22 protein-coding genes and 1 pseudogene are annotated in these 22,993 nt (G+C 69.4%); 10 read left to right on the top strand and 13 right to left on the bottom strand.

The features are described from left to right. Positions 1 to 11: 11 nt before the first annotated feature. A complete protein-coding gene (locus ACIBG8_RS03815; RefSeq protein ID WP_397340950.1) occupies positions 12 to 788 on the bottom strand; it encodes a helix-turn-helix domain-containing protein in 777 nt (258 codons plus the stop codon). Between the two features lie 87 nt (positions 789 to 875). Here ACIBG8_RS03815 and ACIBG8_RS03810 point away from each other — a divergent pair, with 87 nt between their 5' ends. Next, the gene (locus ACIBG8_RS03810) at positions 876 to 1,421 is read left to right on the top strand and encodes a carboxymuconolactone decarboxylase family protein (RefSeq protein WP_397340949.1); all 546 of its coding nucleotides are present in this window, start codon (positions 876 to 878) and stop codon (positions 1,419 to 1,421) included. 668 nt (positions 1,422 to 2,089) lie between these two features. On the opposite strand, the pseudogene ACIBG8_RS03805 reads toward ACIBG8_RS03810, so the two are convergent. From ACIBG8_RS03805 to ACIBG8_RS03790, 4 genes and pseudogenes are all read right to left on the bottom strand, one after another. After that, positions 2,090 to 2,614 (bottom strand): annotated as a pseudogene (locus tag ACIBG8_RS03805) (ANTAR domain-containing response regulator); the annotation flags it as partial. 96 nt (positions 2,615 to 2,710) lie between these two features. After that, positions 2,711 to 3,874, bottom strand: coding sequence for a cytochrome P450 (locus ACIBG8_RS03800; RefSeq protein ID WP_397340948.1), 1,164 nt, complete (start codon positions 3,872 to 3,874; stop codon positions 2,711 to 2,713). 107 nt (positions 3,875 to 3,981) lie between these two features. Next, the gene (locus ACIBG8_RS03795; RefSeq protein ID WP_397340947.1) at positions 3,982 to 4,599 is read right to left on the bottom strand and encodes a hypothetical protein; all 618 of its coding nucleotides are present in this window, start codon (positions 4,597 to 4,599) and stop codon (positions 3,982 to 3,984) included. Beyond that, positions 4,577 to 5,632, bottom strand: a complete 1,056-nt coding sequence (locus ACIBG8_RS03790) for a hypothetical protein (RefSeq protein ID WP_397340946.1) — start codon at positions 5,630 to 5,632, stop codon at positions 4,577 to 4,579. The genes ACIBG8_RS03795 and ACIBG8_RS03790 overlap by 23 nt, the downstream gene beginning before the upstream one ends. A 149-nt stretch (positions 5,633 to 5,781) precedes the next feature. Between ACIBG8_RS03790 and ACIBG8_RS03785 the strand changes: the two genes are divergently transcribed. Continuing rightward, positions 5,782 to 6,570, top strand: a complete 789-nt coding sequence (locus ACIBG8_RS03785; protein WP_397340944.1) for a helix-turn-helix domain-containing protein — start codon at positions 5,782 to 5,784, stop codon at positions 6,568 to 6,570. Here the strand turns inward: ACIBG8_RS03785 and ACIBG8_RS03780 are convergent. The 4 genes from ACIBG8_RS03780 to ACIBG8_RS03765 all read right to left on the bottom strand — a co-directional run bounded on the left by ACIBG8_RS03780 (position 6,461) and on the right by ACIBG8_RS03765 (position 10,390). Further along, complete coding sequence (locus tag ACIBG8_RS03780) at positions 6,461 to 7,624, bottom strand: cytochrome P450 (protein ID WP_397340943.1); 1,164 nt, start codon at positions 7,622 to 7,624, stop codon at positions 6,461 to 6,463. The genes ACIBG8_RS03785 and ACIBG8_RS03780 overlap by 110 nt on opposite strands. After that, the gene (locus ACIBG8_RS03775; protein WP_397340942.1) at positions 7,614 to 8,606 is read right to left on the bottom strand and encodes a cytochrome P450; all 993 of its coding nucleotides are present in this window, start codon (positions 8,604 to 8,606) and stop codon (positions 7,614 to 7,616) included. The genes ACIBG8_RS03780 and ACIBG8_RS03775 overlap by 11 nt, the downstream gene beginning before the upstream one ends. Before the next feature lie 110 nt (positions 8,607 to 8,716). Then, on the bottom strand, positions 8,717 to 8,797 hold the full coding sequence (locus ACIBG8_RS03770; protein ID WP_397343889.1) for a tryptorubin family RiPP precursor: 81 nt from the start codon (positions 8,795 to 8,797) through the stop codon (positions 8,717 to 8,719). Between the two features lie 126 nt (positions 8,798 to 8,923). Further along, complete coding sequence (locus ACIBG8_RS03765; protein ID WP_397340940.1) at positions 8,924 to 10,390, bottom strand: beta-propeller fold lactonase family protein; 1,467 nt, start codon at positions 10,388 to 10,390, stop codon at positions 8,924 to 8,926. Between the two features lie 425 nt (positions 10,391 to 10,815). On the opposite strand from ACIBG8_RS03765, the gene ACIBG8_RS03760 reads away from it, so the two are divergent. The 3 genes from ACIBG8_RS03760 to ACIBG8_RS03750 are packed head-to-tail and all read left to right on the top strand — an operon-like array spanning position 10,816 to position 12,831. Beyond that, positions 10,816 to 11,394: a helix-turn-helix domain-containing protein gene (locus tag ACIBG8_RS03760; RefSeq protein WP_397340939.1), complete on the top strand. Its 579-nt coding sequence runs from the start codon at positions 10,816 to 10,818 to the stop codon at positions 11,392 to 11,394. After that, positions 11,366 to 12,265, top strand: coding sequence for an SRPBCC domain-containing protein (locus ACIBG8_RS03755; protein ID WP_397340938.1), 900 nt, complete (start codon positions 11,366 to 11,368; stop codon positions 12,263 to 12,265). Before ACIBG8_RS03760 ends, ACIBG8_RS03755 begins: the two co-directional genes overlap by 29 nt. Before the next feature lie 26 nt (positions 12,266 to 12,291). Continuing rightward, on the top strand, positions 12,292 to 12,831 hold the full coding sequence (locus ACIBG8_RS03750; protein WP_397340937.1) for a dihydrofolate reductase family protein: 540 nt from the start codon (positions 12,292 to 12,294) through the stop codon (positions 12,829 to 12,831). Here the strand turns inward: ACIBG8_RS03750 and ACIBG8_RS03745 are convergent. Then, positions 12,818 to 14,113, bottom strand: a complete 1,296-nt coding sequence (locus ACIBG8_RS03745; RefSeq protein ID WP_397340936.1) for a tetratricopeptide repeat protein — start codon at positions 14,111 to 14,113, stop codon at positions 12,818 to 12,820. The two genes, ACIBG8_RS03750 and ACIBG8_RS03745, sit on opposite strands and share 14 nt — an antisense overlap. Positions 14,114 to 14,211: 98 nt before the next feature. Next, complete coding sequence (locus tag ACIBG8_RS03740) at positions 14,212 to 14,778, bottom strand: dihydrofolate reductase family protein (RefSeq protein WP_397340935.1); 567 nt, start codon at positions 14,776 to 14,778, stop codon at positions 14,212 to 14,214. Positions 14,779 to 14,898: 120 nt separating this feature from the next. Here ACIBG8_RS03740 and ACIBG8_RS03735 point away from each other — a divergent pair, with 120 nt between their 5' ends. Next, complete coding sequence (locus ACIBG8_RS03735; RefSeq protein WP_397340934.1) at positions 14,899 to 15,687, top strand: LLM class flavin-dependent oxidoreductase; 789 nt, start codon at positions 14,899 to 14,901, stop codon at positions 15,685 to 15,687. Here the strand turns inward: ACIBG8_RS03735 and ACIBG8_RS03730 are convergent. After that, on the bottom strand, positions 15,662 to 16,528 hold the full coding sequence (locus ACIBG8_RS03730; RefSeq protein ID WP_397340933.1) for a phosphotransferase: 867 nt from the start codon (positions 16,526 to 16,528) through the stop codon (positions 15,662 to 15,664). The genes ACIBG8_RS03735 and ACIBG8_RS03730 overlap by 26 nt on opposite strands. Positions 16,529 to 16,584: 56 nt before the next feature. On the opposite strand from ACIBG8_RS03730, the gene ACIBG8_RS03725 reads away from it, so the two are divergent. Beyond that, on the top strand, positions 16,585 to 17,523 hold the full coding sequence (locus tag ACIBG8_RS03725; protein ID WP_397340932.1) for a TIGR01777 family oxidoreductase: 939 nt from the start codon (positions 16,585 to 16,587) through the stop codon (positions 17,521 to 17,523). Here the strand turns inward: ACIBG8_RS03725 and ACIBG8_RS03720 are convergent. After that, a complete protein-coding gene (locus ACIBG8_RS03720; RefSeq protein WP_397340931.1) occupies positions 17,520 to 20,159 on the bottom strand; it encodes an AAA family ATPase in 2,640 nt (879 codons plus the stop codon). The genes ACIBG8_RS03725 and ACIBG8_RS03720 overlap by 4 nt on opposite strands. Positions 20,160 to 20,229: 70 nt before the next feature. Here ACIBG8_RS03720 and ACIBG8_RS03715 point away from each other — a divergent pair, with 70 nt between their 5' ends. The 3 genes from ACIBG8_RS03715 (at position 20,230) to ACIBG8_RS03705 (ending at position 22,991) form a co-directional block, all read left to right on the top strand. After that, on the top strand, positions 20,230 to 20,568 hold the full coding sequence (locus tag ACIBG8_RS03715) for a nuclear transport factor 2 family protein (RefSeq protein WP_397340930.1): 339 nt from the start codon (positions 20,230 to 20,232) through the stop codon (positions 20,566 to 20,568). Positions 20,569 to 20,582: 14 nt separating this feature from the next. Next, complete coding sequence (locus ACIBG8_RS03710; RefSeq protein ID WP_397340929.1) at positions 20,583 to 21,791, top strand: FAD-dependent monooxygenase; 1,209 nt, start codon at positions 20,583 to 20,585, stop codon at positions 21,789 to 21,791. A 294-nt stretch (positions 21,792 to 22,085) separates the two neighbouring features. Further along, a complete protein-coding gene (locus tag ACIBG8_RS03705) occupies positions 22,086 to 22,991 on the top strand; it encodes a S41 family peptidase (protein ID WP_397340928.1) in 906 nt (301 codons plus the stop codon). Positions 22,992 to 22,993: the final 2 nt, after the last annotated feature.

Genomic DNA, 22,993 nt, shown 5'->3' with positions numbered 1-22,993 from the left:
ACGTATGAAGATCAGATGGCCGCGCGGAACTCCGCGTTCCAGCGTTCCGCGCTCTCGTGGTCCGAGGGGAAGAACGCCTCGACACGGAGTTCCTGAGCGGTGACGTCGATCGGCGTTCCGATGGTGGAGACGATCGAGAAGAACCGGATGACCGCGCCCCCGACCCGGAAGTGCACGTCAAAGACCGGGATCGCCGGGGGCGCCGTGATGAGCCGCTCGACCTCCGGGCGCGACCGCAGTTGCTGCACCAGTTCTGCGGTGGCCAGGTCGAGCACGCCGCCCACCGCCTCGCGGCGCGCGCGTTCCAGGAGCGCGGGCACGACGTCGCCCCAGTTGGCGACGGCGTCGCGGACCGGTCCCGGCTCGATGATCAGTTTCAGCACGTTGGCGTCCGCCGGGATGGGCGCGGACGCGAACAGGCGCGCCGCCCCCTGGTTGGCGCGCAGGAGGTTCCACCCGCGGTCCATCACGACGGCGGGCAGCGGGTCGTGCCTGTCGAGCATCTGGCCGATGGCGGCCGCCACCCTCCGCATCGCCGGATCGTCGAGCCCGCTGTGCGCGTACAGCGGGGCGAATCCGGCGGCCAGGAGCATGCCGTTGCGGTCGCGCAGCGGGACGTCCAGCGCACCTGCCAGCCTGAGCACCATCTCCCGGCTCGGGTGGGAGCGGCCGGTCTCCAGGAAGCTCATGTGGCGGGGTGTCGTCATCGCGGCCGAGGCGAGGGCGAGCTGGCTCATCGCGCGTACCCGGCGCCAGTAGCGCACCAGGGCGCCGAAGGACGAGTCCATGGCTCGACCGTACGGCGGCGCGGGCGCGGGCGTCGCTTCCCTCCGAAGGAAGTGCGGCCGGGCGGGGGCCGGGGAGAAGGTCGCTCCATGAACCTTTCGATTCTCACCGCACGAACCGCTCCTGCCGAGTCCCGGCCGATCCTCGACGGCATCGAGGCCGACCTCGGTTTCGTCCCCAACCTCGCCGGCGTGATCGCGGCCAGCCCCACGCTCCTGGCGGGCTTCGACGGGCTGCGCCGGGCCGTCGGCGACAAGTCCTTCGACCCGGTGCATCGGGAGATCGCCGGGGTCGCGGTCGGCGTCGCCGTGGGCAACGCCTACGGTGTCGCGTTCCACTCGACCGTGCTGGACCACCTGGGCGTCGGCCAGGACGACATCGAGGCGATGCGCCGAGGCGCGGAACCCCGCCAGGAGCTCCACGCGGCCGTCTACGCCTTCGCCAGGGCGCTGGTGATCGAGCGCGGAGCCGTACCGGAGGCAGTGGTACGGCGAGCGACCGGCGCGGGGCTCGGCCCGGCGGACCTGCTGCAGCTGGTCACCGAGTGCGCCTTCGCCACGCTGGTCGGCCTGGTCGACAACCTGGCCGGACCCGTCGAACTCGACGAACCCCTCCGCCCACGCGCCTGGAAGTAACGATCCCCGGCTGTCGCAGCGCCGCACTCGATGTGCGGCGCCGCGTACCTCTCCTCGGCCGACCCCAGCGAGGTGAGGAGCAGGCCGTTCATGCCGATCACCGAAACCGCCCGGCGCAGGGGTCAGGACGCGTCCTCCACACATTGCAGGGCGGTCAACAACGCGGCCGGATCCTGCAGAAGAGCCGGATTTCGCTCCATGTGGATGAGCTGTTTCTGCGTCAGTTCCCGCACCACGCAGGTGTCACCATCCTTCAGCAGCAGCAGGGAGCCGATCAGCACTGCGGCTTTCCGCTGCGACCCCAAAGCCGTAATCAGGGCACTGGCCGCAGCGGCCTTCTTCTCATCCACCTCGGCCTGTGCCCGGTGGAGCCCTTGGAGCTCTATAGCCCTGCGAAGCTCGTTGCCGATGTCCTTGGCGCCATTGGAGGTCAGCATGTCAGTGGTGCGGCCGATCATCCGCCTCAGCCACGAGCCGCGTATCGGCGGGCTCCAGTCGAGGTCGCCGTATCCGAAGGCGCGCAGAAGGTCTGCCAGCGCCCCTTCCGTGGACGCGCTGCCGCCCTCATCGCCCAGGTAGAGCGTCACCGGAACGGCTGCTGACCCGGGCGATGCCGAATACTGCGCATGCGCGCGGAAAGCCTCCCGAAGGACCTCTTCCAGGGGACGCTCCGACAGAGCCAGCTGGGCCACGTCGCGCATGCTGAGCCTGCGGTCCACTGCCGCCCTCTGTAGCCAGCGGGACGCCTGCGGCTCGGTCCACCCGTGCCGGGTCATCAGCAGACCCTTGGCCCGCTCCACCAGTTTCCTGGTCTCGAGCCGTTCCGGCAGGTCGGCGGCCTCCTTGGCCAACGCCCGAATCTCCTCGTGCCTGCTCACCGCTCTTTCGATGGCGGGCACGAGGTCGGTGGCGGTGAACGGTTTGACCAGAAAGGCCATCGCCCCGGCGTCCCGCTGTGAGGAGGCGGTCAGGATCAGGCAGGGCGCGATGCCTTCGGCCACGATCCGTCCTGCCGCCGAGATACCGTCGAGCACGGGCAGCTTGACGTCCAGGATGACCAGGTCGGGACGGAGATCGGTGGCCAGCCTGATCGCCTCCTCCCCGTCACCGGCCTCAGCGACGACGACGAAGCCGTTCTCCTGGAGCATCTCCCTGAGATCGAGGCGGATCAGCGCCTCGTCCTCGGCGATCACCACACGCCGTCGAGATCCCTCGGTCACGGTTGTGCCTCCATGGTCGAACTCGCGTCCACCGTACGGCAGCGCGCCCTTTCTCACCGCCGGCGCGGGTCAGAACGTCACCGGCAGTTCCTCCACGCCGCTGGTGAGCCTGTCGGGCTGGCGCCGTAGCTGCTCGGCGGGTACGGCAAGCCGCAGACCTGGGAAGCGCGCGAGGAGCTTGCTGAAGGCCACCCGTAGTTCGAGGCGGGCCAGCGGGGCGCCGATGCAGTAGCGCAGGCCGTGACCGAAGGCCACGTGGTGGGCGTTGTCCCGGGTGATGTCGAAGCGCTCGGGCGAGGGGAACGCGGTGGCGTCGTGGTTGGCGGCGGTGGTGTCGAGCACGACCAGTTCACCGGCGCGCACGTGGGTGCCGCACAGGTCCAGGTCGGTGCGGACGTAGCGCGGGATGACGCCGATGGCGTCGGCGGGCAGGCGCAACATCTCATCCACCGCGCCGGGGATCAGCTCGGGCCGCTGGAGGAGGAGTTGCCACTGCTCGGGGTTGGTCAGCAGGCAGACGGCGCCGAGTTCGATGGCGACGACCGTGGTCTCGTGCCCGGCGAACAACATCGCCATGGAGAGCATGGCGATCTCGTCGTCGGGAATCCGGTCGATCATCTGGCTGATGAAGTCCTCACCGGGCTCCTTGCGCTTGCGCCGGACGAGGTCCTGGCCGTAGCCGTACAGAGCCAACAGGCCCTGCTCCGACAGCTCGCGGTTGGTCACGTCGGCGGTCTGCTGGCTCCAGGTGCGAAACTGCGGCCGGTCTTCGTACGGCACGCCGAGCAGTTCGCAGATCACCAGGATCGGCAGGGGCAGGGCGAGCGCCTGGCACAGGTCGGCGGGTGAGCCGTGGGCGGCCATGTCGTCGAGCAGTTCGTCGGTGATGGCCTCCATCCTCGGGGTGAAGGCCCTCATGCGCTTGGGCGAGAAGTGCGGCTGGAGCAGCGAGCGCATCCGCGCGTGCTCTTCCCGCTCGGTCTCGAAGTTCCCGCGCGGGCCGCCGAACAGCACCGACTCTCCGGTGCGGGCGGCGTTGGCCGGGTCGGGATGGGAGCGACCCAGCCTGTCGTCCGACAGGTAGTGCTTGACCTCTTCGTACCCGGTGACCAGCCAGGCGTCGTGTCCCGTCCGGGTACGGACTCGGTGCACGGGGCCCAGCCCGGCCAGCTCTTGTAAGAGCGGGGGCATCGCCAGCGGATGCTCGGTACGGAAGGGCAGCTGTGGGGTCATACACCCTAAGAAATCACCGAAGCGAAGGCACCGCCAACCGTCTGGCTCGGGTGGGATCGCCACCGCTCGCGAAATCGTCCACGCCCAGCACATACCTGCACTGCCGGTCATCTCCGGTGCACCCAGAGGTCCAGCAGCCCCCGATGGCGAGGGTTGTGCTGCCACTCCGAGAGGTCGGCCAGGCGCAACACGGGGGGAACCTGCCGAGGAGGCGGGTGATCGCGATCTCCGCCTGCAGGCGGACCAGCGGTACGCGGGCCGTCGGGACGTTCGTACGGCTCCATGGCGAGCGACTGCCCGGTTTCGGGATCGAGGATGATGCGGCTGGTGCTCCCGCCGCCGCCCGGCGCGGTGTGGGTGAAGGCCTGGCCCTGACGCCCCTTGGGGTCGGTGACCCGGCCGAGCGACCGTACCCCTGGCAGGTCGGCCAGCATCCGGTAGGCGGCCGCGCGGACCGTCGGCGAGAGCGGGCCCTCTGGATGGAAGAGCACGATCCCGGCCGCCGCCCACAACTGGTCGGCGTCACCCTCGACGGGGCCGCCGAGCCCTCCCCCACGGGTCCAGTCGAGGAGCCGCTCACGAAGGAGGGCCGGGTCGTCGGGGAGGGTGCTCACGTCCAGGCCGGGGTGGGCCTTCAGGAACCTCTCCAGGCCACCGTTCATCTGGATGACCTCGGCCCGCTCCTGCGGCTGGACGTCCACCTCAAGGCAGGGGCTGGGCGGCACGAGCTTGCCGTCCTTGTAGACCCGAGCCCGGATTCTTCTTCATGGTCCGGCGGAGCCGTACTGCCACGAAGGCGAGCAGTCCGAGGGCGGCGAGCGCAAAGAGCGCGTTGCCGATGAGGTCCACGTTCGCGGGTGCCGGGAAGCTCGGCTGCTGGGGGAAGCTGTGCCAGGCGTAGGTGACCAGGCCGCCGGCGCCCAGGGCGAACCTGTGCCAAGGGCCCCAGCCCGTGCGCCGGGACCAGCGCAGGATGAGTAACGTCATCGTGGCGTAGAGCGCGAGGTAGAAGCCGACCGTGATCCACGCGGGCACGACGGACTCCAGCGTGATTCCCACCATGGCGAGCAATGTGGGGAGCCAGAACGCCAGCCCGGCCACGAGGGTGATCGCGAAGACGGTCCATGGGCCGGGCGGCGTGGCCTGGAGCGGGGGGCGGCGGGATCGCGCGGGCAGGAACGCGGTGATGATCAGGGCGGCGGCCGTGATCAGTGTCCAGGTGATCTGGCCGGCCGACAGCGGGTAGATGTCGGGACTTGCCAGGGCGATGGGTACGGCGCCGCCCAGCAGGAACAGGACGGCTGTCAGGGTGAGGCCGACCTTGCCGAGCCAGGGGGTGTCCGGCCGGTGTGAGCCCGCCTCCACCATCGAGATCGGCACGGCGATGCTCCACACCCCATGGATGGCCAGAACGAACACGGTCCAGTAGGCGCCGATGCCCAGGGCAGGAACGAATCCATAGTCGAGCAATCGCAGCCCGACATAGTCGGGGTCGAACAGCGACCGGGTGAGCAGGCCCTCTTCGATCACGGCATAGGCGAGGCCGAGCAGGATGATCCCCGGCCACCCCAGCCGCCACCGGCGGGCGACCTCGCGGATCAGCAGCGCACCACCGCCATAGAGCGGAATCAGTCCGATGATCATCGGTAGGGCGTTGATGGCGATGTTGCCCAGCAGATACTCGCCGACCAGCGGCGCGAGAACCAGCAGGCCGAGCGCGGGGAGAATGCGCGACTTCTTGCGATAGTACGTGTTCATCACCATTGAAAGCTTCGTTGCCTTCAGCAATTCCGTCAATCAATGGACTCGCATAAGCGCAGCTCGCAGCCGCAAAAGTGATGCTTTGACAATGAAGCTGAACGCAATGGAACGTTGCGTTGGATGGCGGCGAACGCAATAGTGGTGTCATGTCAGAAGGAAGGTTGACCCGGCAGGACCGCCAGCGGATCGCGAACGGCCTGGCAGAAGGCCGCTCGTACGCCGAGATCGCCAGGCGGCTGGATCGGCCGACCTCGACGATCAGCCGCGAGGTCGGACGCAACGGCGGTCCCGGCGACTACCGCCCCGAGCGGGCGCACCAGGCCACGGCGCGGCGGGCGCGGCGCGGCGCCCCGGCACGTTGGCCCGAGGCAGAACCCCGGGACCGCAAGGTCTTCGAGGTGGAAGAGGGAGCGGTCGAGATGGCGGTCGGGATGGGCCTGCCGAAGATGGTGGCGCGCGTGCTCATCGGCCTGTGGCTGAGCGAGGACGGCAGGCTCACCGCGGCCGAGCTGTCGCGCGGGCTGAAGGTCAGTCCCGCCTCGATCTCCATGGCGGTGGGCTACCTGACCCAGCAGGGGCTGATCAGGCGCGAACGCGATCCCCGGGGGCGGCGCGACGTCTACGTGGTCGACGACGACGCCTGGTACCGCTCGGCGGTGATCAGCTCGCGGCGAACGCTCGTGGCGGCTGAGATCACGAAGGCGGCTGGGCAGACGCTGGGGCTCGACACGCCCAGGGGACGCCGCCTGGCCAGGGGCGGCGCGTTCCTGGAGGGCATCAGCCTGGACGCGCTGGCATCGGCAGAGCGCTGGCGCGACTCGCAGGTCATCTCAGATGCACCCGGAGTTCCAGCAGGCCCCGATGACGGGGGTTGTGCTGCCACTCCGGGAGGTCGGCCAGGCGCAGCCCGGGGAACCTGCCGAGGAGCCGGGTGATCGCGATCTCCGCCTGCAGGCGCGCCAGCGACGCCCCGAGACAGTGGTGGATGCCGTGGCCGAAAGCCAGGTGCCGGGAGTTGTCGCGGGTGATGTCGAACCTGTCAGGGTCGGCGAAGACCGCCGGGTCGCGGTTGGCGGCCAGCAGCGCGATCTGGACGAACTCCCCCGCCGGGATCACCGTGCCGCCGATCGTCACCGGCTCGGTCGTGTAGCGCAGCGATGCCAGGCCGGACGGGCTCTCGCAGCGCAGCGTCTCCTCGATCATCCCCGAGGTGAGGCCGGGGTCGGCGCGCAGCGCGCTCAGCTGGCCGGGGTGGGTGAGCAGGAGGTAGAGGGCGTTGGCGATGAGGTTCACCGTGGTCTGATGGCCGGCCACCAGCAGCAGGAAGGCCATCGAGGTGATCTCCTCCGGGCTGAGTTCCTGTACGGCGAGCAGCGAGGACAGCAGGTCGTCGCCGGGATTGACCTGCTTGTGAGCGACCATGGCGCGAATGTGGCCGACCATGCGCTCCGCGGTCATGATCGACACTTCCCCGTCGCCAGGACCGTCGTCGTGCGTGTTGCCGCGGACCTGGTGGTCCTCCTGGTGGCTGACCTGGCTTCCGATGAGGAGTTCGAAGGCCACGGCGACCGGCAGCGGCAACGCGAACCGGCTGAGCAGGTCGACCGTGTCCGCGCCGTCGAGCTCGTCCAGCAACGCGTCGGTGAAGGCCTCGATCCTGGGACGGAGCGCCTCCACCCGCCGCTTCGTGTAAGCCTTCAGGACGAGCTTGCGCAGCCGGGTGTGCCGTGGTGGGTCGGAGTTGAGCATGTGCGTCGTCATCGCCTCGCCCGGCCCTTCGTGCATGCCGGACTGCTCGGCGTACCGCTCGCTCGCGCGGTCCTTGCTCAGCCGGGGATCGTTCAGCGCCGCCTTGCAGTCGGCGTAGCCGGTGACCAGCCATCCTTCGAGGGGGATGGCGCCGGGGAATCGGACCTTCCGCACGCCGCCGCCCTCACGCCAGCACCGGTAGGCCTCGTGCTGGTCGGTGAAGAAGAGCTCAGCGGACATGGATGAAATCGACTCCGAGCAGGCCGAGCAGCGGCACCTTGGCCTTGCGCTGCCGGGGATCCACGCTGAGTCCCGTCTCGCGTACCCGGTCGAGCAGCAGCTCGGCCAGAGGCATCACCAGATGCCTGCCCCAGCACCGCTCCGAGACGTGCCCGAACGGCAGGTAGCCGGGCGCCGAGTCGGGATCGAGGTGCTCCCAGCGCTCCGGCCGGAACTCATGGGGCTCATCCCACAGGGCCGGATCGCGGTGGGACAGGAGCGGCAGGATGAGGACGTCGTCGCCGTGGCCGATGCGTGGGTCGATGCCGGGATATTCGGGTGAGCGGTTGCGCAGGATGTTCCACGACGGCGGCAGCAGCCGCAGCGCCTCGTGGAGGATGTGCCTGCTGGGGACTCCGTCGTCGAACGGTGAGCCGAGCCAGAGGGCGTTCGCGACGAGCGTGGAGATGGTGAAGCAGACCGGCGCCGCGGTCCTGCGGTACATCCCCATCGCGTGGCGCCGATCCTGGTAGCCCGTCGCCCCCGCCGCCACCTGCGCCAGCCTGGTGCCCGGTTTCAACCAGCCGGGAAGTGCCGCCCCCACCGCGATGACCGACCAGGTCAGTTTGGGGGTGAGTTCGAGATATCTGCTCATGAGCATCCGCAGCCGATATTGGTCGGGATGCAGAATCAGATCGCGCAACAATGTGTGCCCGGTGAGTGGCCAAGGACCGGTCAATTTCGCATTCGCCGGTAAAGGCTCTTTCAATGCCTGTCGCACGTCGTGGCCAATGGCCCGCATCAGCGTCGCGGCTTCGCCGTGCGATATCGTACGGCCCTGCAGTGGCTTGAATGTCGGCCGCTCGCCCTCGGTGGCCCGGCGGGCGGCGAGAATGGCGTCGGCCAGCTCGTGGCCGGCGATCCCGATGGTGTCCGGCTCCAGCCTGAACAGGTCCTTTCCCAGGTGATCCCGGAACAGGGCGGCGAGGCGCGGGGCGAACACGGTCGCTCGGGTGCTGGGGAGTTGGGCAAGAGACATGGGGCTCTCCGAGTACACCGGAGTCCGCGCTTCTGTTCGGCGAAGCGCGGACTCTTGTTGTGGGCCAGGTTGGTTTAGTACCAGATGTACCAAGCCTTGGACTTCAAGCTCCGCTGCCTGCTCATGGCATTGCGCACGGCGAAGACAATCTTCATGGTCGACACCCCTTTTCGGTTTGCAAGAAAGGCGGATCTGTCTACGCGCTCAGGCTAGGTCGGCGGCATTGTCAAAACCTAGGCACGAGATATACAGGCTGATCAACTCACCGTTGGGTGCTGCCGTCAGAACCGGATGGCGATGTCGCGTGCGGTCGCAGCGGCCGGGGTGCCGTTGCACAGCACGGCCTGCCCGGTGGAGATGAGGACCGTGGAGCAACCCTCGTTGTCGGTGACGGTCAGGGCCGCACGGAACGTCCCGGCTCGCGGGTAGAGGTGGGCGATCCGGGGGTCTGCGCTGGTCAGGGAGGTGCCATCACCGAAGTCCCAGCGGTGGCGCGCCACCCGCCCGTCCGGGTCGGTGGACGCCGACGCGTCGAAGGCCACCGTACGGCCGGCGACACGGGCAGCGAAGCCCGCGACCGGCCCCTGGTCAGGCAGGACCGCGGCAGACCCGAAAGCAGGCTCCGCTCCCCCAGTGGTGAAGGGCGAGCCGGGCAGGGTACGCGTCGTCCCGGTGGCGCTGAGAGCGAACGCGCCGAGTGCCCCGCCGCGGGGATCGCCCGTGGAGGCGTAGAGGAATCGCCCGTCGGGCACCGTGGTGATCCCGACCGGGCCGATACCGGCGGGAACCGGCGACCTCTTCACCGGCGCGAGAGCTCCGTCGGTGCCGACGGAGAAGCCCGACACCGCGCCGTCGCCGAGAGGCGTGTTGCCCGCGCCCGGGGCCGGGCTGGCGACGTAGACGAAACGTCCGTCGGGTGAGGTGGTGATGCCTTCCGGGAAGGTCGACACGGCGTACGGCGAACGGGGCAGCGCGGTCAGCACGCCGTCCGAGCCGATCGCGAAGCCGTAGATCTCGGAGGTGTCGCTGCAGGTCAGGTAGAGGTGGCGGCCGTCGGGCGAGATGGCCATGGCCCCGCAGAAGCGGCCCAGCCGTACCGGCGCTGTGACCTCGGCAAGGGTGCCGTCGTCCTTGATCGCGAAGGTGCTGATCGCGCCGACGGAGGTGAGCCGGTCGGGGCCGGGATCGCCGTGACCGACGTACAGGAACCGTCCGTCGGGCGTCACCGCCAGGCCGCGCGGATTGGCCACGGTGGTTTCCGTAGGAGAGCTGCTCAGCGGGCTGAGCCGCCCGTCAGGAGCGATCGCGAACCCGGCCACGGACTTGCTGAAGACATGAGCGACATACAGGAAGTGGCCGCCCGGCGTGACGACAATTCCCAGAGGTACGGCTCCGCCGGTCGCGACAGTGGCCAGCGGAGTTAACAGGCCCTGTGCTCCAACCGTGTAGGCCGAGATGGTGCCCGCATCGTCGTCGCCCGCGTTGACCGCGTAGGCGGCGCGGCCGTCCGGGGTGAACGCCATCTGACGCACCCCCGGCCCAGCGGCCACCCGATCGCCGGTCAGGACCGGCCGCCCGGTGGCCGGGTCAACGACGAATCTGGAGATGTCGGAGGTGGCGCTGTTGGTCACATAGACGGCGCGCTCCCCCCTCGGCACCGGCTGCGTCAGAGCACCGGCAGGCCCGGACGGTACCAGCGCCGCCACGGCCAGCAGCGCGGTCAAAGCCGCCAGACGGCGAGTACCCACAAGGCTCAGATGCTTCATCAACTTCTGCCCCCTCTACTGTCGACAGACCCCCATATCACGGCGTTCCATCGCGTTCCGTCACGTTCCGGTTGGCGTGGCGAGGCGGCAAGTGATCGTTGAGCGTTCTCCAACTGCGGCCTCTTAAGTTGCCGACATGCCCAACATCGGTCTGGCAGAGACCATCATCACGTTCCTCATCCCCCTGGCTGCTCTCTGGGTCGTCATCTACACCGCCGTACGGACCGCGATCCGCCACAGCAAATGACGTCAGTGGTTGCACGGCCCGACCGTGTGAATGCACCGATCACGTTGCCGTTCTTGACGATCTGAGCGCGCACTTTGAGCTTTCCGGCGAGGAACGCACTGCTCTCGGCGCACGGGGCCCATTGACAAGTGATCTCTTTACGTAAAAAATAGTTTTCGTAATGAGAGACGTCATCTACCTCGACCGGATCGAACAGGCCGAGGCTCTGCTCAAGCCGCAGCGGATCGAAGTGCTGCGGCACCTCGCCGAGCCCCGCTCCTGCACCGAAGTCGCCGCCGAGCTCGACCAAACCCCTCAACGCGTCTACTACCACGTCAAACGCCTGCTCGAAGCCGGCCTGGTGCGTCAGGTGGCCGAGCGTCGGGTGCGCGGCATCCACGAGGGCATCTACCAGGCCGCCGCCCGCTCCTACTGGCTGTCAGCCCGTCTGGTGGGCCGGATCGGCCTGCGCCAGACCCGCGACCGGCTCAGCCTGGGCTACCTCGTCGACCTCATGGAAGACGTGCAGGCGGACGTCGCCGCGCTCGACCTCACCCGCCCCGACCTGCCCTCCATCGGCGTGTCCGGCGACATCCGGGTGCGTCCGGAGCAGCGCGGGGCGTTCCTGGAGGAGCTGCAGCGGTCCCTGCAGGACCTGTTCAGCCGCTACGGCGGCGCGGAGGGCGACGCGTTCCGCCTGGCCGTCGTCTGCTACCCCAAGGGAGACCCCGATGAGCGAACAGCACCAGCCGGCGAATGACCTGCGCCTGCGCGCGGTCGTCCCGGCCACCCCCAAGATCGTGTACGAGGCGCTCACCGACCCGGCCGCGCTCCGCGTGTGGCTGGCCGAGCACGCCGAGGTCGACCTGCCCGGCACCTACCGGTTCTGGGGCCGCTTCACCCCCGACGGCGGCGCCCCGCACCAGCGGGTGCTGCACGTGGACGAGCGCACCCTCCGGTTCGCCTGGACCGTGGACGGCGTGGAGACCACGGTCGGGTTCGAGCTGGCCGAGGACGAGGACGGCACGCTGGTCACGCTGATCCAGAGCGACCTGCCCAGCTTCGAGGACGTCCTGGCTGATACGGCCGGCGCCCGCGGAGCGCTGCAGACGTTCTGGACCCTGGCCATCGCGAACCTCGCCGACTACCTGGCCGGTCGCGAGCTGACCTCCAAGTGCGACTTCACCTCACCCGAGCTGCACGCCTCCGTCGTGATCGACGCGACGCCGGACCAGGTGTTCGACTCGATGACCCAGTCCGACCAGTTCCACCGATGGTTCGGCGCCAACGTCGACATCGAGCCGTACGTCGGCGGCCGTTTCGCGATGGGCGGCTTCGAGCTGGACCCCGGCGGCGCCACATTCGTCGAGTTCGAGCCGGGGCGCAAGGCCACGCTGCGTTTCGCCGACGGCTTCACCTCCGGCTGGGAGCTCGAAGGCTCGGACGGCAAGACCCGCCTCACCCTGGTGCAGAGCGGCTTCGACCCGGCCAACCCGCCGTACCCGGGGTGGGCCGGCTGGCTGGGCGGCATCGCGGCGCTGCGTCGCTATCACGAGCAGCCCGGGTGGCGCTCGATCTGGCGTGAGATCAGCGCCCCCGGCGTGCCCGAGGGCATGCTGGCCATCGACTAGTGACCGTTCCTGGAAGGACGCAGCACATGGCTTCACTCGTCTTGAAGATGTCCGTCTCGCTGGACGGCTTCGTCGCGCCCAGCGACGGCAGCGGCCACTGGATCGCAGCTGGGCGCTCCGGCGACGCCCTCGACTGGAACGTCGAGACCGTCAGCAACGCCGGAGCGCACCTCATGGGCGCCACCACGTACACCACCTGCGCCGCCTTCTACCCGACCGCGCCCGGACCGCTGGCCAAGCCGATGAACGAGATCCCCAAGATCGTGTTCTCCAACTCGCTCACCTCCGGCGACTGGGACGAGACGACGATCGCCACCGGAGACCTGGCCGAGGCCGTCACGCGGCTCAAGAAGGAGCACTCCGACGGCTACCTGCTCGCCCACGGCGGGGCGAGGTTCGCCCGGTCGCTGGTCGAGACCGGCTTGATCGACGAGTACCGCCTTCTCGTCCACCCGGTCATCCTGGGCGCGGGCGAGAGCATCTTCCCCGCGCCCCTAACCATCGAACCGGCGAACACCGTCGTCTTCAGCGGCGGTGCCGTCGCCCACGTCTTCACTGTTTCCTAGCGACGTAGAGCTTCATGTCGGTGAAGTCGACGGTGATCGTGTAGGGCTTCCAGAAGCAGTGCGAGAACCAGCCCATCGTGTCGAACCCCGTCCCGAAGGGCGTGGGCACGTTGACCGGCTGGTTCGGGTTCGAGTAGCAGTAGACCTCCCTGGCTACGGCGTTGCCGAGGCGGATCTCCTTGGGGTAGCAGGGGTAGACCACGGCCGGATGGCTCTGGGCGAACGTTCCGACCATGCGCTCCATATCGGTACGGATCCCCAGCTGCTTGGCCGTTTCCCCGCGCACGCCCGCGACGATCTCGCTGCCGCCGCCGAGGTTCACGCCCACCACGCCCGTGCGGGAGCGTACGGCCCCGGCGAAGCTGCCCGTGCTGTGCAGGTACTGCTCGCGGGCCAGCCACAGCGGCAGGGGTTCGGCGCCCGCCCGCATGGCGGTGGCGCGTGCCGTTCTGGCCGCTTCCTGGGTACGGCGGCGCAGGATCAGTTGCCTGCCCGCGTAGTCGAAGGTGGTCAGCAGGTGGTAGAAGACCCACGTGCCGATCAGGCCGTCTGCGTCGGTGTCGACGTCCTCGCCCGACTCCGTCGCCGACCAGCCCACCGGGACGTTGCGGAGTTCGATGCCGCCCAGTTTGAAGGAGTCGAGGATCCCGTAGTGGGCCCAGATGGCGCCGCCCTCGTACTCGATCTTCTGGCTGACGGCGGGGGTCAGCCCGGCTTCCTTGGCCACCGACGCGCGCATGCTCAGGTTCGGCGCGCCGGTGTAGAAGGTGAAGCGCTTGGCGGGTCCGCCGTTGACCGAGGCTTCGACCAGCGGCTTCGGATCCATCTGCTGGAAGGGCAGCCGCGCCAGGTCGCCGTGGACCTGGTAGCCCTCGCCGCGGACGGCCGCGAACCACGTGGCGTAGCTGTCCTCCCCCGCCGCCTTCCAGTGGGGTGCGGACAGGGCGAACTTGTCCTGCCGGATGTAGCAGTCGGCCAGGAAGTAGTTGGCGTCCCTGTCAGCGGGCGCGAGGGCGACGGCCGTCTTGAGGTATTTCTCGGCGCCGGGGAACTGGTTGGCCAATAACGCGACGTAGCCTCGCCCGCGTGCCGCGTGCATGTTCTTGGGGTCCTTCTTCAGGATCTCCTCATAGGCGCGGGCTGCCCGCTCGAACTCCCCTGCTTTGAACAACGCGTCCGTATCCGTGTCCGCGCCGCCCAGCAGCGGCGCGGTCACAGCCGTAGCGGCCAGCACGGCGGCACCTCGAAACACCGAGCGCCGGTCCCATTCTCCGCCATTCATCAAAGCCTTCTCCTCTTCGTGATCACTTCCGCTCCACTGAAGAGGTACGGCTGTTGCCGTGACGTATGCGTTTCCCGATACGCCCGCGATACGTTCGCCTATTTCTTGACGGCGTAGCGCAGGAGCGTCACGCCGTTCTCGAAGCCGGTGGCCTCGATCAGCTGCAGGTCCTGCCGGTCCTCGAAGACGCGCCTTCCCGTGCCGCGTGACGCGGGGCAGACGAGCAGGGTGATCTCGTCGACGACGCCCTCGGCCATGAGGGAGTGCATGAGCGTCAGGCTCCCCCACAACCAGATGTCCTTGCCGTCCTGCTCCTTGAGCGACCGGACGGTGGCGGCCGGGTCGCGCGTCACGGTCGCGGCGGGGAAGTCGCCCCAGGGGGCGTCCTCCAGCTTCGACGAGGCGACGTACTTGGTGAGGTTGTTGAGCTTCTCGCCGTACTCGCCCTGCTCCTTGGCGTACGGCCAGTAGCCCTTGGTCTGGGCGTAGGTGTTAGCACCGAGAATCAGCGTGTCGACCGCGTCGACGAACCCCATCACGGTTTCCTTGAACGCGGGGTTGGTGGTCTCTGAGAACGGCTCGCCCGACACGAAGCTGAGCCCGCCGTCCTCCTCCGCGGCGATGTTGTCGACGGTGATCCACTGCTGGACGATGAGCTTTCGCATGACTGGCTGTGCCTTTCGCGTAGCGGTTCTTCTTCCCGAGGACGGAGCCACATACGAGTTCTCGACATCGCTGACGGTCAGTTTGTGACGAGGTGGGGGGCAAAGTGCTTGGGTTGACGCATGCGGTACGGCATCAACGTCGCGATTCTCGGTGACCTCGCGGAGCCGGCGCGCCTGGTCAGCCTCGCCCAGGAGGCCGAGGCGGCCGGGTGGGAGGCTCTGCTGGTGTGGGATCACCTGGCCTTCACCTGGGGCACGCCGTCGGCCGACCCGTGGGTGGCGCTGGCCGCGGCGACGCAGGCGACCTCGCACATCAGGCTGGGCACGGCGGTGACGGCCGTGGCCCGGCACCGTCCCGAAGTGCTGGCGCAGACGGTGGCGACGCTCGACAGGCTGAGCGGTGGGCGTGCGATCCTGGGCGCCGGGCTGGGCGGCGTGCCCCGGGAGTTCACCGCCTTCGGCTCGACGCGTCCCGGCGGGGTCGCGCTCGACGTGGTGGCCTCGCTCTGGTCCGGTGAGGAGGTGCATCACCGGGGGGCTCACTACACGGTCGATGGGGTACGGCTCGCGCCGCTGCCCGTCCAGCGGCCCCGGGTGCCGGTGTGGGTTGGTGGGACGGCCTCTGGTGCGCTCCGGCGTGCTGCGCGCTGGGACGGCTGGATCGTCGCCGGGGACGACCAGGAGGGTCGTATGACCCTTTCGCCCGACGCGCTGGCCGCCCAGGTCGGCGAGCTGCGCGGGCTCGACGTGGCGGTCATCGGGGTGAGCGAGCCGGGGTCGTCGGTCCGGGTGTACGCCGATGCGGGCGCCACGTGGTGGCTGGAACACCTCCACGGCTTCCGGGGGTCGATGGAACAGCTGGTGCGGCGCGTCAGGGCAGGCCCTAACGAGTGTCCAGTCGACTGGTGATCGTGTCGAGGGTCGGCCAAGGAGGACCATCGCGCAGCGAGCGCAGAAGTTCCTCTCCGAACCGCCTGCCGTTCGGAAGCTGGTCGCCGAGTCTCCAACGCCAGGCCGCGACCATCGCCAGAACGAGCTGCCGGCAGTAGTCCAGCAGTTCCTGTTCCACGTTCGGATAGTGCTCGCGGACCGCCTCGGACACATGCGCGAGATCGAACTCGACGGGTCCACGGCAGCACGTCTCGAGGTCGACGAAAAGCGGGCCGTTCTCCGTAGCGAGCACATTGCCCGGATGCGGCTCACCGTGGAGCAGTTGCTCAGCTGCGCCGCGGTCCTCGATCGCCCGCCGCAGGTCGCTCAGCCTGCCGCCGAGGAACGCGCGTTCCGCGTCGGTGAGCTCCGGCGAGAGACCCGGGTCGGCAACGACTGCTTCGGCCTCCGCGACGCGATCCGTGAACCGCGGGCTCGGCATGTCGATCTTGCGCATGCCTTCGTGCAGGTGCTCCAGCGCCTTGGCGTAGTCGCCCGGTGTTGTGTGAGATGTCGCGGGTTCGTAGTAGGTCCACAGCGTCACTGTGAAGCCATCCCGGGTGTACACGCGTGGGTTCACCCGAGGTTCCAGGAGGCCGGTCGGGCATCCGACCTGGGCGAGCCGTTGGGCGAGCTCGACCTCGAACTGTGCGGCCTCATGCCCTGCGGGGGCGACCCGGGCAAGGACGTCACCCGGAGTCAGCCGCAGCGCCAGCCTGTTGGAGTTGTGGAGAACGATGGCGTCGTCGGCTGGCAGGTCGAGCGATGCGGCGAGCGAAGTCGCAGCCGCGATCGCGCGCGTGATGTCGGTGATCTCCACCCTCAAATCATGACATCCAACCCGCCCTTGAACGCGTTCAGCGCGAGACTGAGCTCATGAAGATCGTGATACCCGGGGGAACCGGGCAGGTAGGCACCATTCTCAATCGCCTGCTGAGCGCCGCAGGCCACGATGTCGTCACCCTGACCAGACGGCCTGTGCACGATCGCGAGGTCCATTGGGACGCCGAGAACCTCGGCCCGTGGGCGGCGGAGATCGACGGCAGCGACGTCGTGATCAACCTGGCAGGGCGCAGCGTCAACTGCCGCTACACCCCGGACAACCTGCGGGCCATGATGGATTCGCGGGTGCACTCCACCAGGGTCGTGGGTGCGGCGATCGCGGCCGCCGTCCGTCCTCCCCGGCTCTGGCTGCAGATGAGCACCGCCACGATCTACTCCCACCGCTTCGACGCTCCCAACGACGAGGCGACCGGCGTGCTCGGCGGTGCGGAATCCGGCGTGCCGCGCTACTGGGCCTACAGCGTCGAGATCGCGAAGGCGTGGGAGCGGGCACAGAAGCAGGCGGAAACACCGCTCACGCGTAAGGTCAGCATGCGCACCGCGATGGTGATGAGCCCCGATCGCGGCGGCGTCTTCGACGTCCTGCTGCGCCTGGTACGGCTCGGCCTCGGCGGCCCGATCGCCGGTGGCGCGCAGTACGTGTCCTGGATCCACGACCACGATCTCGTCCGCGCCGTCGAGTTCCTGGCCGACCGGGACGACCTCGTCGGGCCGGTGAACCTCACCGCTCCCGACCCCTTACCGCAGCGCGCGTTCATGCGGGTGCTGCGCGCCGCGTGGAAGGTTCCCGTCGGGCTCCCAGCGACGAAGGGGATGGCCGAGCTGGGCGCGTTCATGCTGCGCACGGACACCGAACTCCTGTTGAAAAGCCGCCGCGTCGTCCCTGGCCGCCTCCTCGAAGCGGGCTTCGTCTTCGACTACCCGCGATGGCCGGAGGCCGCCGATGATCTCGTCCGGCGTGTGCGTGCCTAGGCGAGGTCGAGGGTGGCCAGTTCGCCTCTCGTGGTGATGCCGAGCTTCGGATACGCCTTGTACAGGTGGTGGCCGACGGTGCGATGGCTGAGGAAGAGCTGGGCGGCGATGTCGCGGTTCGACATCCCCTGGGCGGCCAGCCGGGCTATCTGGAGCTCCTGCGGTGTGAGACGCACCCCGTCCACGCTGCGGGCCGGGATCGTGGTCGTCCCGATGAGGTTCAGCTCCGCCCTGGCCCGCGCGGACCAGGGCGTGGCGCCGAGCTGCTCGAAGGCGTTCAGTGCCGTTTGCAGGTGGCCGCGGGCGTCACTCTTGCGCCTGGCCCTGCGCAGCCACTCGCCGTAGAGGAGGTGGGTGCGGGCGTGGTCGAACGGGCGGCTGTCCCGGGCGTGGAGCTCCAGCGCGGTCACGTAATGCTGCTCCAGGCCGTCGACCAGGGCCCGGCATCGGGCGACCAGCGCGTCGCTCCAGGTCAGCCCGATGTGCGCGGCCCATGCCTCGAAACGGGCGAGAGCGGTGCGCGCGCTCGGCAGCTGTCCCAACCGCACCGCCGCCTCGATCAGGTCCGGGGTGCTGCGGATGACCGGCAGCTGGCAGTGCATCGCGTTCGCGGCCAGGCTCTCCAGCTGCGACAGCGCCTGCTCGGCCCGGCCGTACCCGAGGTCGAGCAGCGCCAGCGACCAGCGACTGGCCGCGACGGCGACGGAACCAGCGGTCTCCACGCAGGAGGCGCAGCGTTCCTCGTCGCCCTGCACCGCGGCGACGTAGGCCAGGATGGAGCTCGCCTGACCGGCCCATTCGGCCTGGGAGGTGTCGCGGGCGATCCGCAGCCCTTCCTCGGCGTTGCTGAGCGCCTCGCCGTACTGGCCGAGAAGGACCTGGGCGGTGGCCAGGTAGGTGAGGGCGGCGGGCAGCAGGCCGATGCGGCCCTGGGCGCGCAGCTCGCGCACCGTGGCGACGGACAGCTCGCTGATCCTCGCCTCGTGCCCCATCGCCAGCCCGGCGCCGCGGATCAGCATGAGGGCGGACATGTCGCCGATGTCCAGTGCCAGGGCGGCGCGGGTGACCTCGGGGAGGGGCGGCAGGCCGGTGGCGGGCAGGCCGAGCTGCAGGTGGACCGACCAGATGGTCAGCTGCAGGACCGGGGTGAGCGGGTCGCCGGGCGCCGGCCGCAGTGCGGTCAGCCGTTGGAGGGTCCTGTCCGCGAGGTCGTTCTCGCCGGAGTTCCACGCCAGGAACATGCTGCCCATCAGCGACCACAGGGAGCCTTCCGGCTCCTCGTCGGCGGCGTCGAGCAGGAGCCCGTGCGCGGTGCGCAACCGGCCGCGCGCGGAGTTGACCGTCGATCTGGCCATGGCGATCCTGATCCGCAGCCGCGGCGTGGTGGCCTGCCCGGCAGCCAGTTCGGCGAGCTCGCCGGCCAGGTCCAGGTCACCCGCCTCGACCGCCGCCTCGGCGGCCAGGACGTTCCTGCGCGTGCGTTCTGCCTGGTCGGGGGTCAGCCGGGCGGCTCTGGCGTAGGCGACGGCCGCGGAGCCGAAACCGCTTCGCTCCCCCGCGCGTACGGCGGTGCGCTCCAGCTCGGCGGCCGCCCGCTCGTCCGGCCCCGCCGCGGCCGACGCCAGGTGCCAGGCGCGGCGATCGGCGTCCGCGGGTGAGCTGAGCAGGTCGGCGAGCGCCGCGTGTACGGCCAGCCGCAGGACCGGCGGCGCTCCCCGGTAGACGGCCGCCCTGACCAGCGGATGGCGGAACGCCACCGTGCCCTCGCTGACCCTGATCAGCCCCTCCGCCGCGTCGAGCGCCTCCGGGGACGCGCCGAGCACCCGGCCAGCGGCCAGCACCAGCTCCAGGCCGGGGCTGGGATCGCTGGCCGCGACGAGCAGCAGCAGCCTGGCCAGCTCAGGCAACCGTTCGACCTGGGTGTGAAAGGCGTCCTGCACCCGCTGGGTCAGAGGCAGGTCGCCGGTGGGGGACGCTTCCGTGGGCAGCTCCAGCAGCGCGAGCGGGTTGCCCGCCGCCTCGGCCAGGATGCGGTAACGCGCCATCGGGCTGAGCTCCGCGTCTCGCGCCGACAACAACGCCGCCGAGTCCTCGACGCTCAGGGCGGCCAGCCGTACCTCGTCGAGGCCAGGGGTCGCCGCGGCGTCACGGGTGGCGATCAGCACCACGATCCCGTCCGACCCCAGCCGCCTGGCGGCGAACAGCAGGGCGTCGGCCGACGCGCGGTCCAGCCAGTGCGCGTCGTCGATCACGCACAGCAGCGGCCGGTCCTCGGCCACCTCCGACAGCAATGACAGTACGGCCAAGCCGACCAGGAAGCGGTCTGCCGACGTGACGGGCGCCAGCCCGAACGCCGCTCGCAACGCCAGGCGCTGCGGTTCCGGCAGGCCGTCGACCCGGTCGAGCACGGGACGCAGCAGGAGGTGGAGCGCGGCGAAGGGCAGCTCGGCCTCGGCCTCGATCCCGGTGGCGCGGACGACCCGCATCCCCTCGGCGGCCGCGACGGCGTGGTCGAGCAGCGCGGTCTTGCCGATCCCCGGCTCCCCACGGACGATCAGCGCGCCGCCGCCACCCGCGGCAGCGTCCTTCAGCAGCCGCTCGATGACCGACTTCTCGTACCCTCGCCCGCACAGCATGGGCTTAAGTATCGATTACCCAATTGTTGACTGATTCGCCAGCCCGGCGGCCTGCGTAGCGTCCTCTTCCATGAGGAACACCCGCCGGCTGGTGGAGCGCTACTTCGCCAGCTGGAACGAGAAGAACGCGGCCGCCCGCCGTACCACGATCGACGAGATCTGGGACGAGGACGCCAGCTACCTCGACCCCATGGGGCTGGCCAGGGGGCGGGACGCCGTCGACGCCACGATCGCCACCCTGCAGAGCCAGTTCCCCGACTTCGCCTACAGCCTCGCGGGCACGGTCGACGCCCATCACAACGTGGCCAGGTTCTCCTGGGAGTTCGGCCCCGTGGCCGGGTTCAGCGTCGTCGTGATCAACGACAACGACCAGATCACCTCCGTTTTCGGCTTCCTCGACAACCTCTGAAAGCAGGGATTTCCATGAAGAACATCCTCATCTCCGGCGGCAGCATCGCCGGGCTGGCCCTGGCCCACTGGCTCCCCCGCTATGGCTTCTCCGTCACCGTGGTCGAGCGGGCGCCGGCTCCCCGGCCCGGCGGCCACGCGGTGGACCTGCGCGGAGTGGCGCGCGAGGTCGCAGAACGCATGGGGATCATGCCCCGGATCCTCTCCGCCCGGGTGGACGAGCGCGGCCTGGCCTATGTCGACGAGAACGGCAGGCGGCAGGCGAGCATGCCGGTCGACCTGTTCGGCGGCGAGGGCGCGGTCGCGGAGATCGAGATCCTGCGCGGCGACCTGACCGACATCCTGTACGGCACGGCCCAGCAGGGCGTGGAGTACCTCTTCGACGACTCCGTCACCTCGATCACCGACTCGGGCGACGACGTGCTGGTCTCCTTCGAACACGCCGCGCCGCGCCGGTTCGACCTGGTGATCGGCGCCGACGGGCTGCACTCCAACGTCCGCAGGCTCGCCTTCGGCCCGGAGGAGCAGTTCGTCAACCACCTCGGCGCCTATACCGCTTACTTCTCCATCCCGGTCGACGGTCTCACGCTCGGGCACTGGTTCCTGCTGCACAGCTCGCCGGGCGGGCGGCTGTCCGCCATCCGGCCCGACGGCCTGAACAGCGCCAAGGCGATGTTCAGCTTCACGGCCACCGACCTGGTCTACGACCGGCGCGACGCCGCGCAGCAACAGCAGATCCTCCGCGAGCGGTTCGCCGACGTGGGGTGGCACACGCCGTACCTGCTCGCGGCGATGTCGCATGCGCCCGACTTCTTCTTCGACACGATCAGCCAGGTGCGGATGGAGCGCTGGTCGCGCGGGCGGGTCGCGTTGCTGGGCGACGCGGGATATTGCGGGTCGCCGCTGTCGGGCAACGGCACGGCGATGGCGCTGGTCGGCGCTTACGTGCTTGCCGGTGAGCTGGCTGCTTCGCGTGGCGAGCACGTCGCGGCGTTCGCCCGCTATGAGGAGGTGCTGCGGCCGTACGTCACGGAGTGCCAGAAGCTGCCGCCGGGCGGGGTGGGCGGGTTCCTTCCCAAGAGCCGGATGGCGATCCGGATGCGCAACGTGTCGGTCAGGGCGATGACCTCGCGTCCCTTGCGCGGTCTGATGGCCAAGGCGGCGCAGAAGGCGGACTCCATCACGCTCGCCGACTACGCCCACATCCCGGCTGTGCGGCCATGATCGCTCGGCGCGTTCGGCGTTGTCCTCCATTCCTCGGGAGTGAGCGCGATGTCCGTCCTGCGCGCGATCAACTCCTTTGTCGATGACGGCCACCATGGTCTGATGCCGTGTAATCCGCTCGACAAGTAGCCGGTGCTGCTCGTGCAGCCGGTCGGCGTCGCGCGGGCCGGCACTCCGGCCAAGTGGGCCACGACCCTGTGGACCCTCACGCCCGTGAGGCCGGCGGCTGTGGAGGCCGATCACACTCGGAGCGTCTTTGACGAGTTCGTACGGGCAGTGCTCTACTTCCCTGCCATGACAACTCTGACGAACCTCCAGCTCACCCCCGTCATCGATGAGACAGCCCGGCTGGTGGCCGAGCACTACGTTTTCCCCGAGATAGCCGACAAGCTCGCTGACCTGCTCCAACGGCGCCTCGCCGAGGGCGCCTACGACGTCGGCGGCGCCGAGGAGCTCGCCCGGCTGGTCACCGCGGACCTGCAGTCCCTCAACGACGACAAACACCTGAGACTGCTGTTCCACGCCACCCCGGTCTCCCCCGGGGAGGGCGCGGCGACCCTGGAGTCCATCCGCCGGGACTTCGACACCTCGCTGGGCGGTGCGCCCCGGGTGGAGTTGCTCGACGGAGGGGTCGCCTTGTTGGAGCTGGCGCCGATGCTGTTTCCGCTGGATTGGGCCGCCGAGCCGCTGAGCGCCGCGCTCACCCTGGTCTCCCGCGCCTCGGCGCTGATCGTGGATCTTCGCAAGAACCTGGGCGGCGACCCGGACTCCGTCGCCTTCGTCTGCAGCTACCTCTTTGATGAGCGCACCCACCTCAACACCATGTACTGGCGCGACGGCGAGCGCACCGAGCAGTCATGGAGCCTGCCGTACGTTCCCGGCGCGCGTTTCGGCGGCAGCAAACCGTTGTACGTGCTGTCCAGCGAGAGCACCTTCTCCGCCGCTGAGGAACTGGCCTACGACCTGCAGCAGCTCGGCCGCGCCGTCGTCGTCGGCGAGCCCACCCGCGGCGGCGCACACCCGCGCAAGGGCTGGACCGTGCACCCCCATCTGGAAGCCACCGTCCCCACCGGCCGCGCCATCAACCCTGTCTCCGGCACGAACTGGGAGGGCACCGGTGTGCAGCCGGACGTCCCTTGCGCCGCCGCGGAGTCCCTCGAGCAGGCGCACGCTCTGGCCCTCGCCCGGCTGGCGGGCTGACA

It is taken from the genome of Nonomuraea sp. NPDC050556, from assembly GCF_044457355.1.
Classification (GTDB): Bacteria; Actinomycetota; Actinomycetes; order Streptosporangiales; family Streptosporangiaceae; genus Nonomuraea.
The sequence above is the reverse complement of the archived record's forward strand: the minus strand, read 5'-3'. Positions and strand labels throughout refer to the sequence as shown.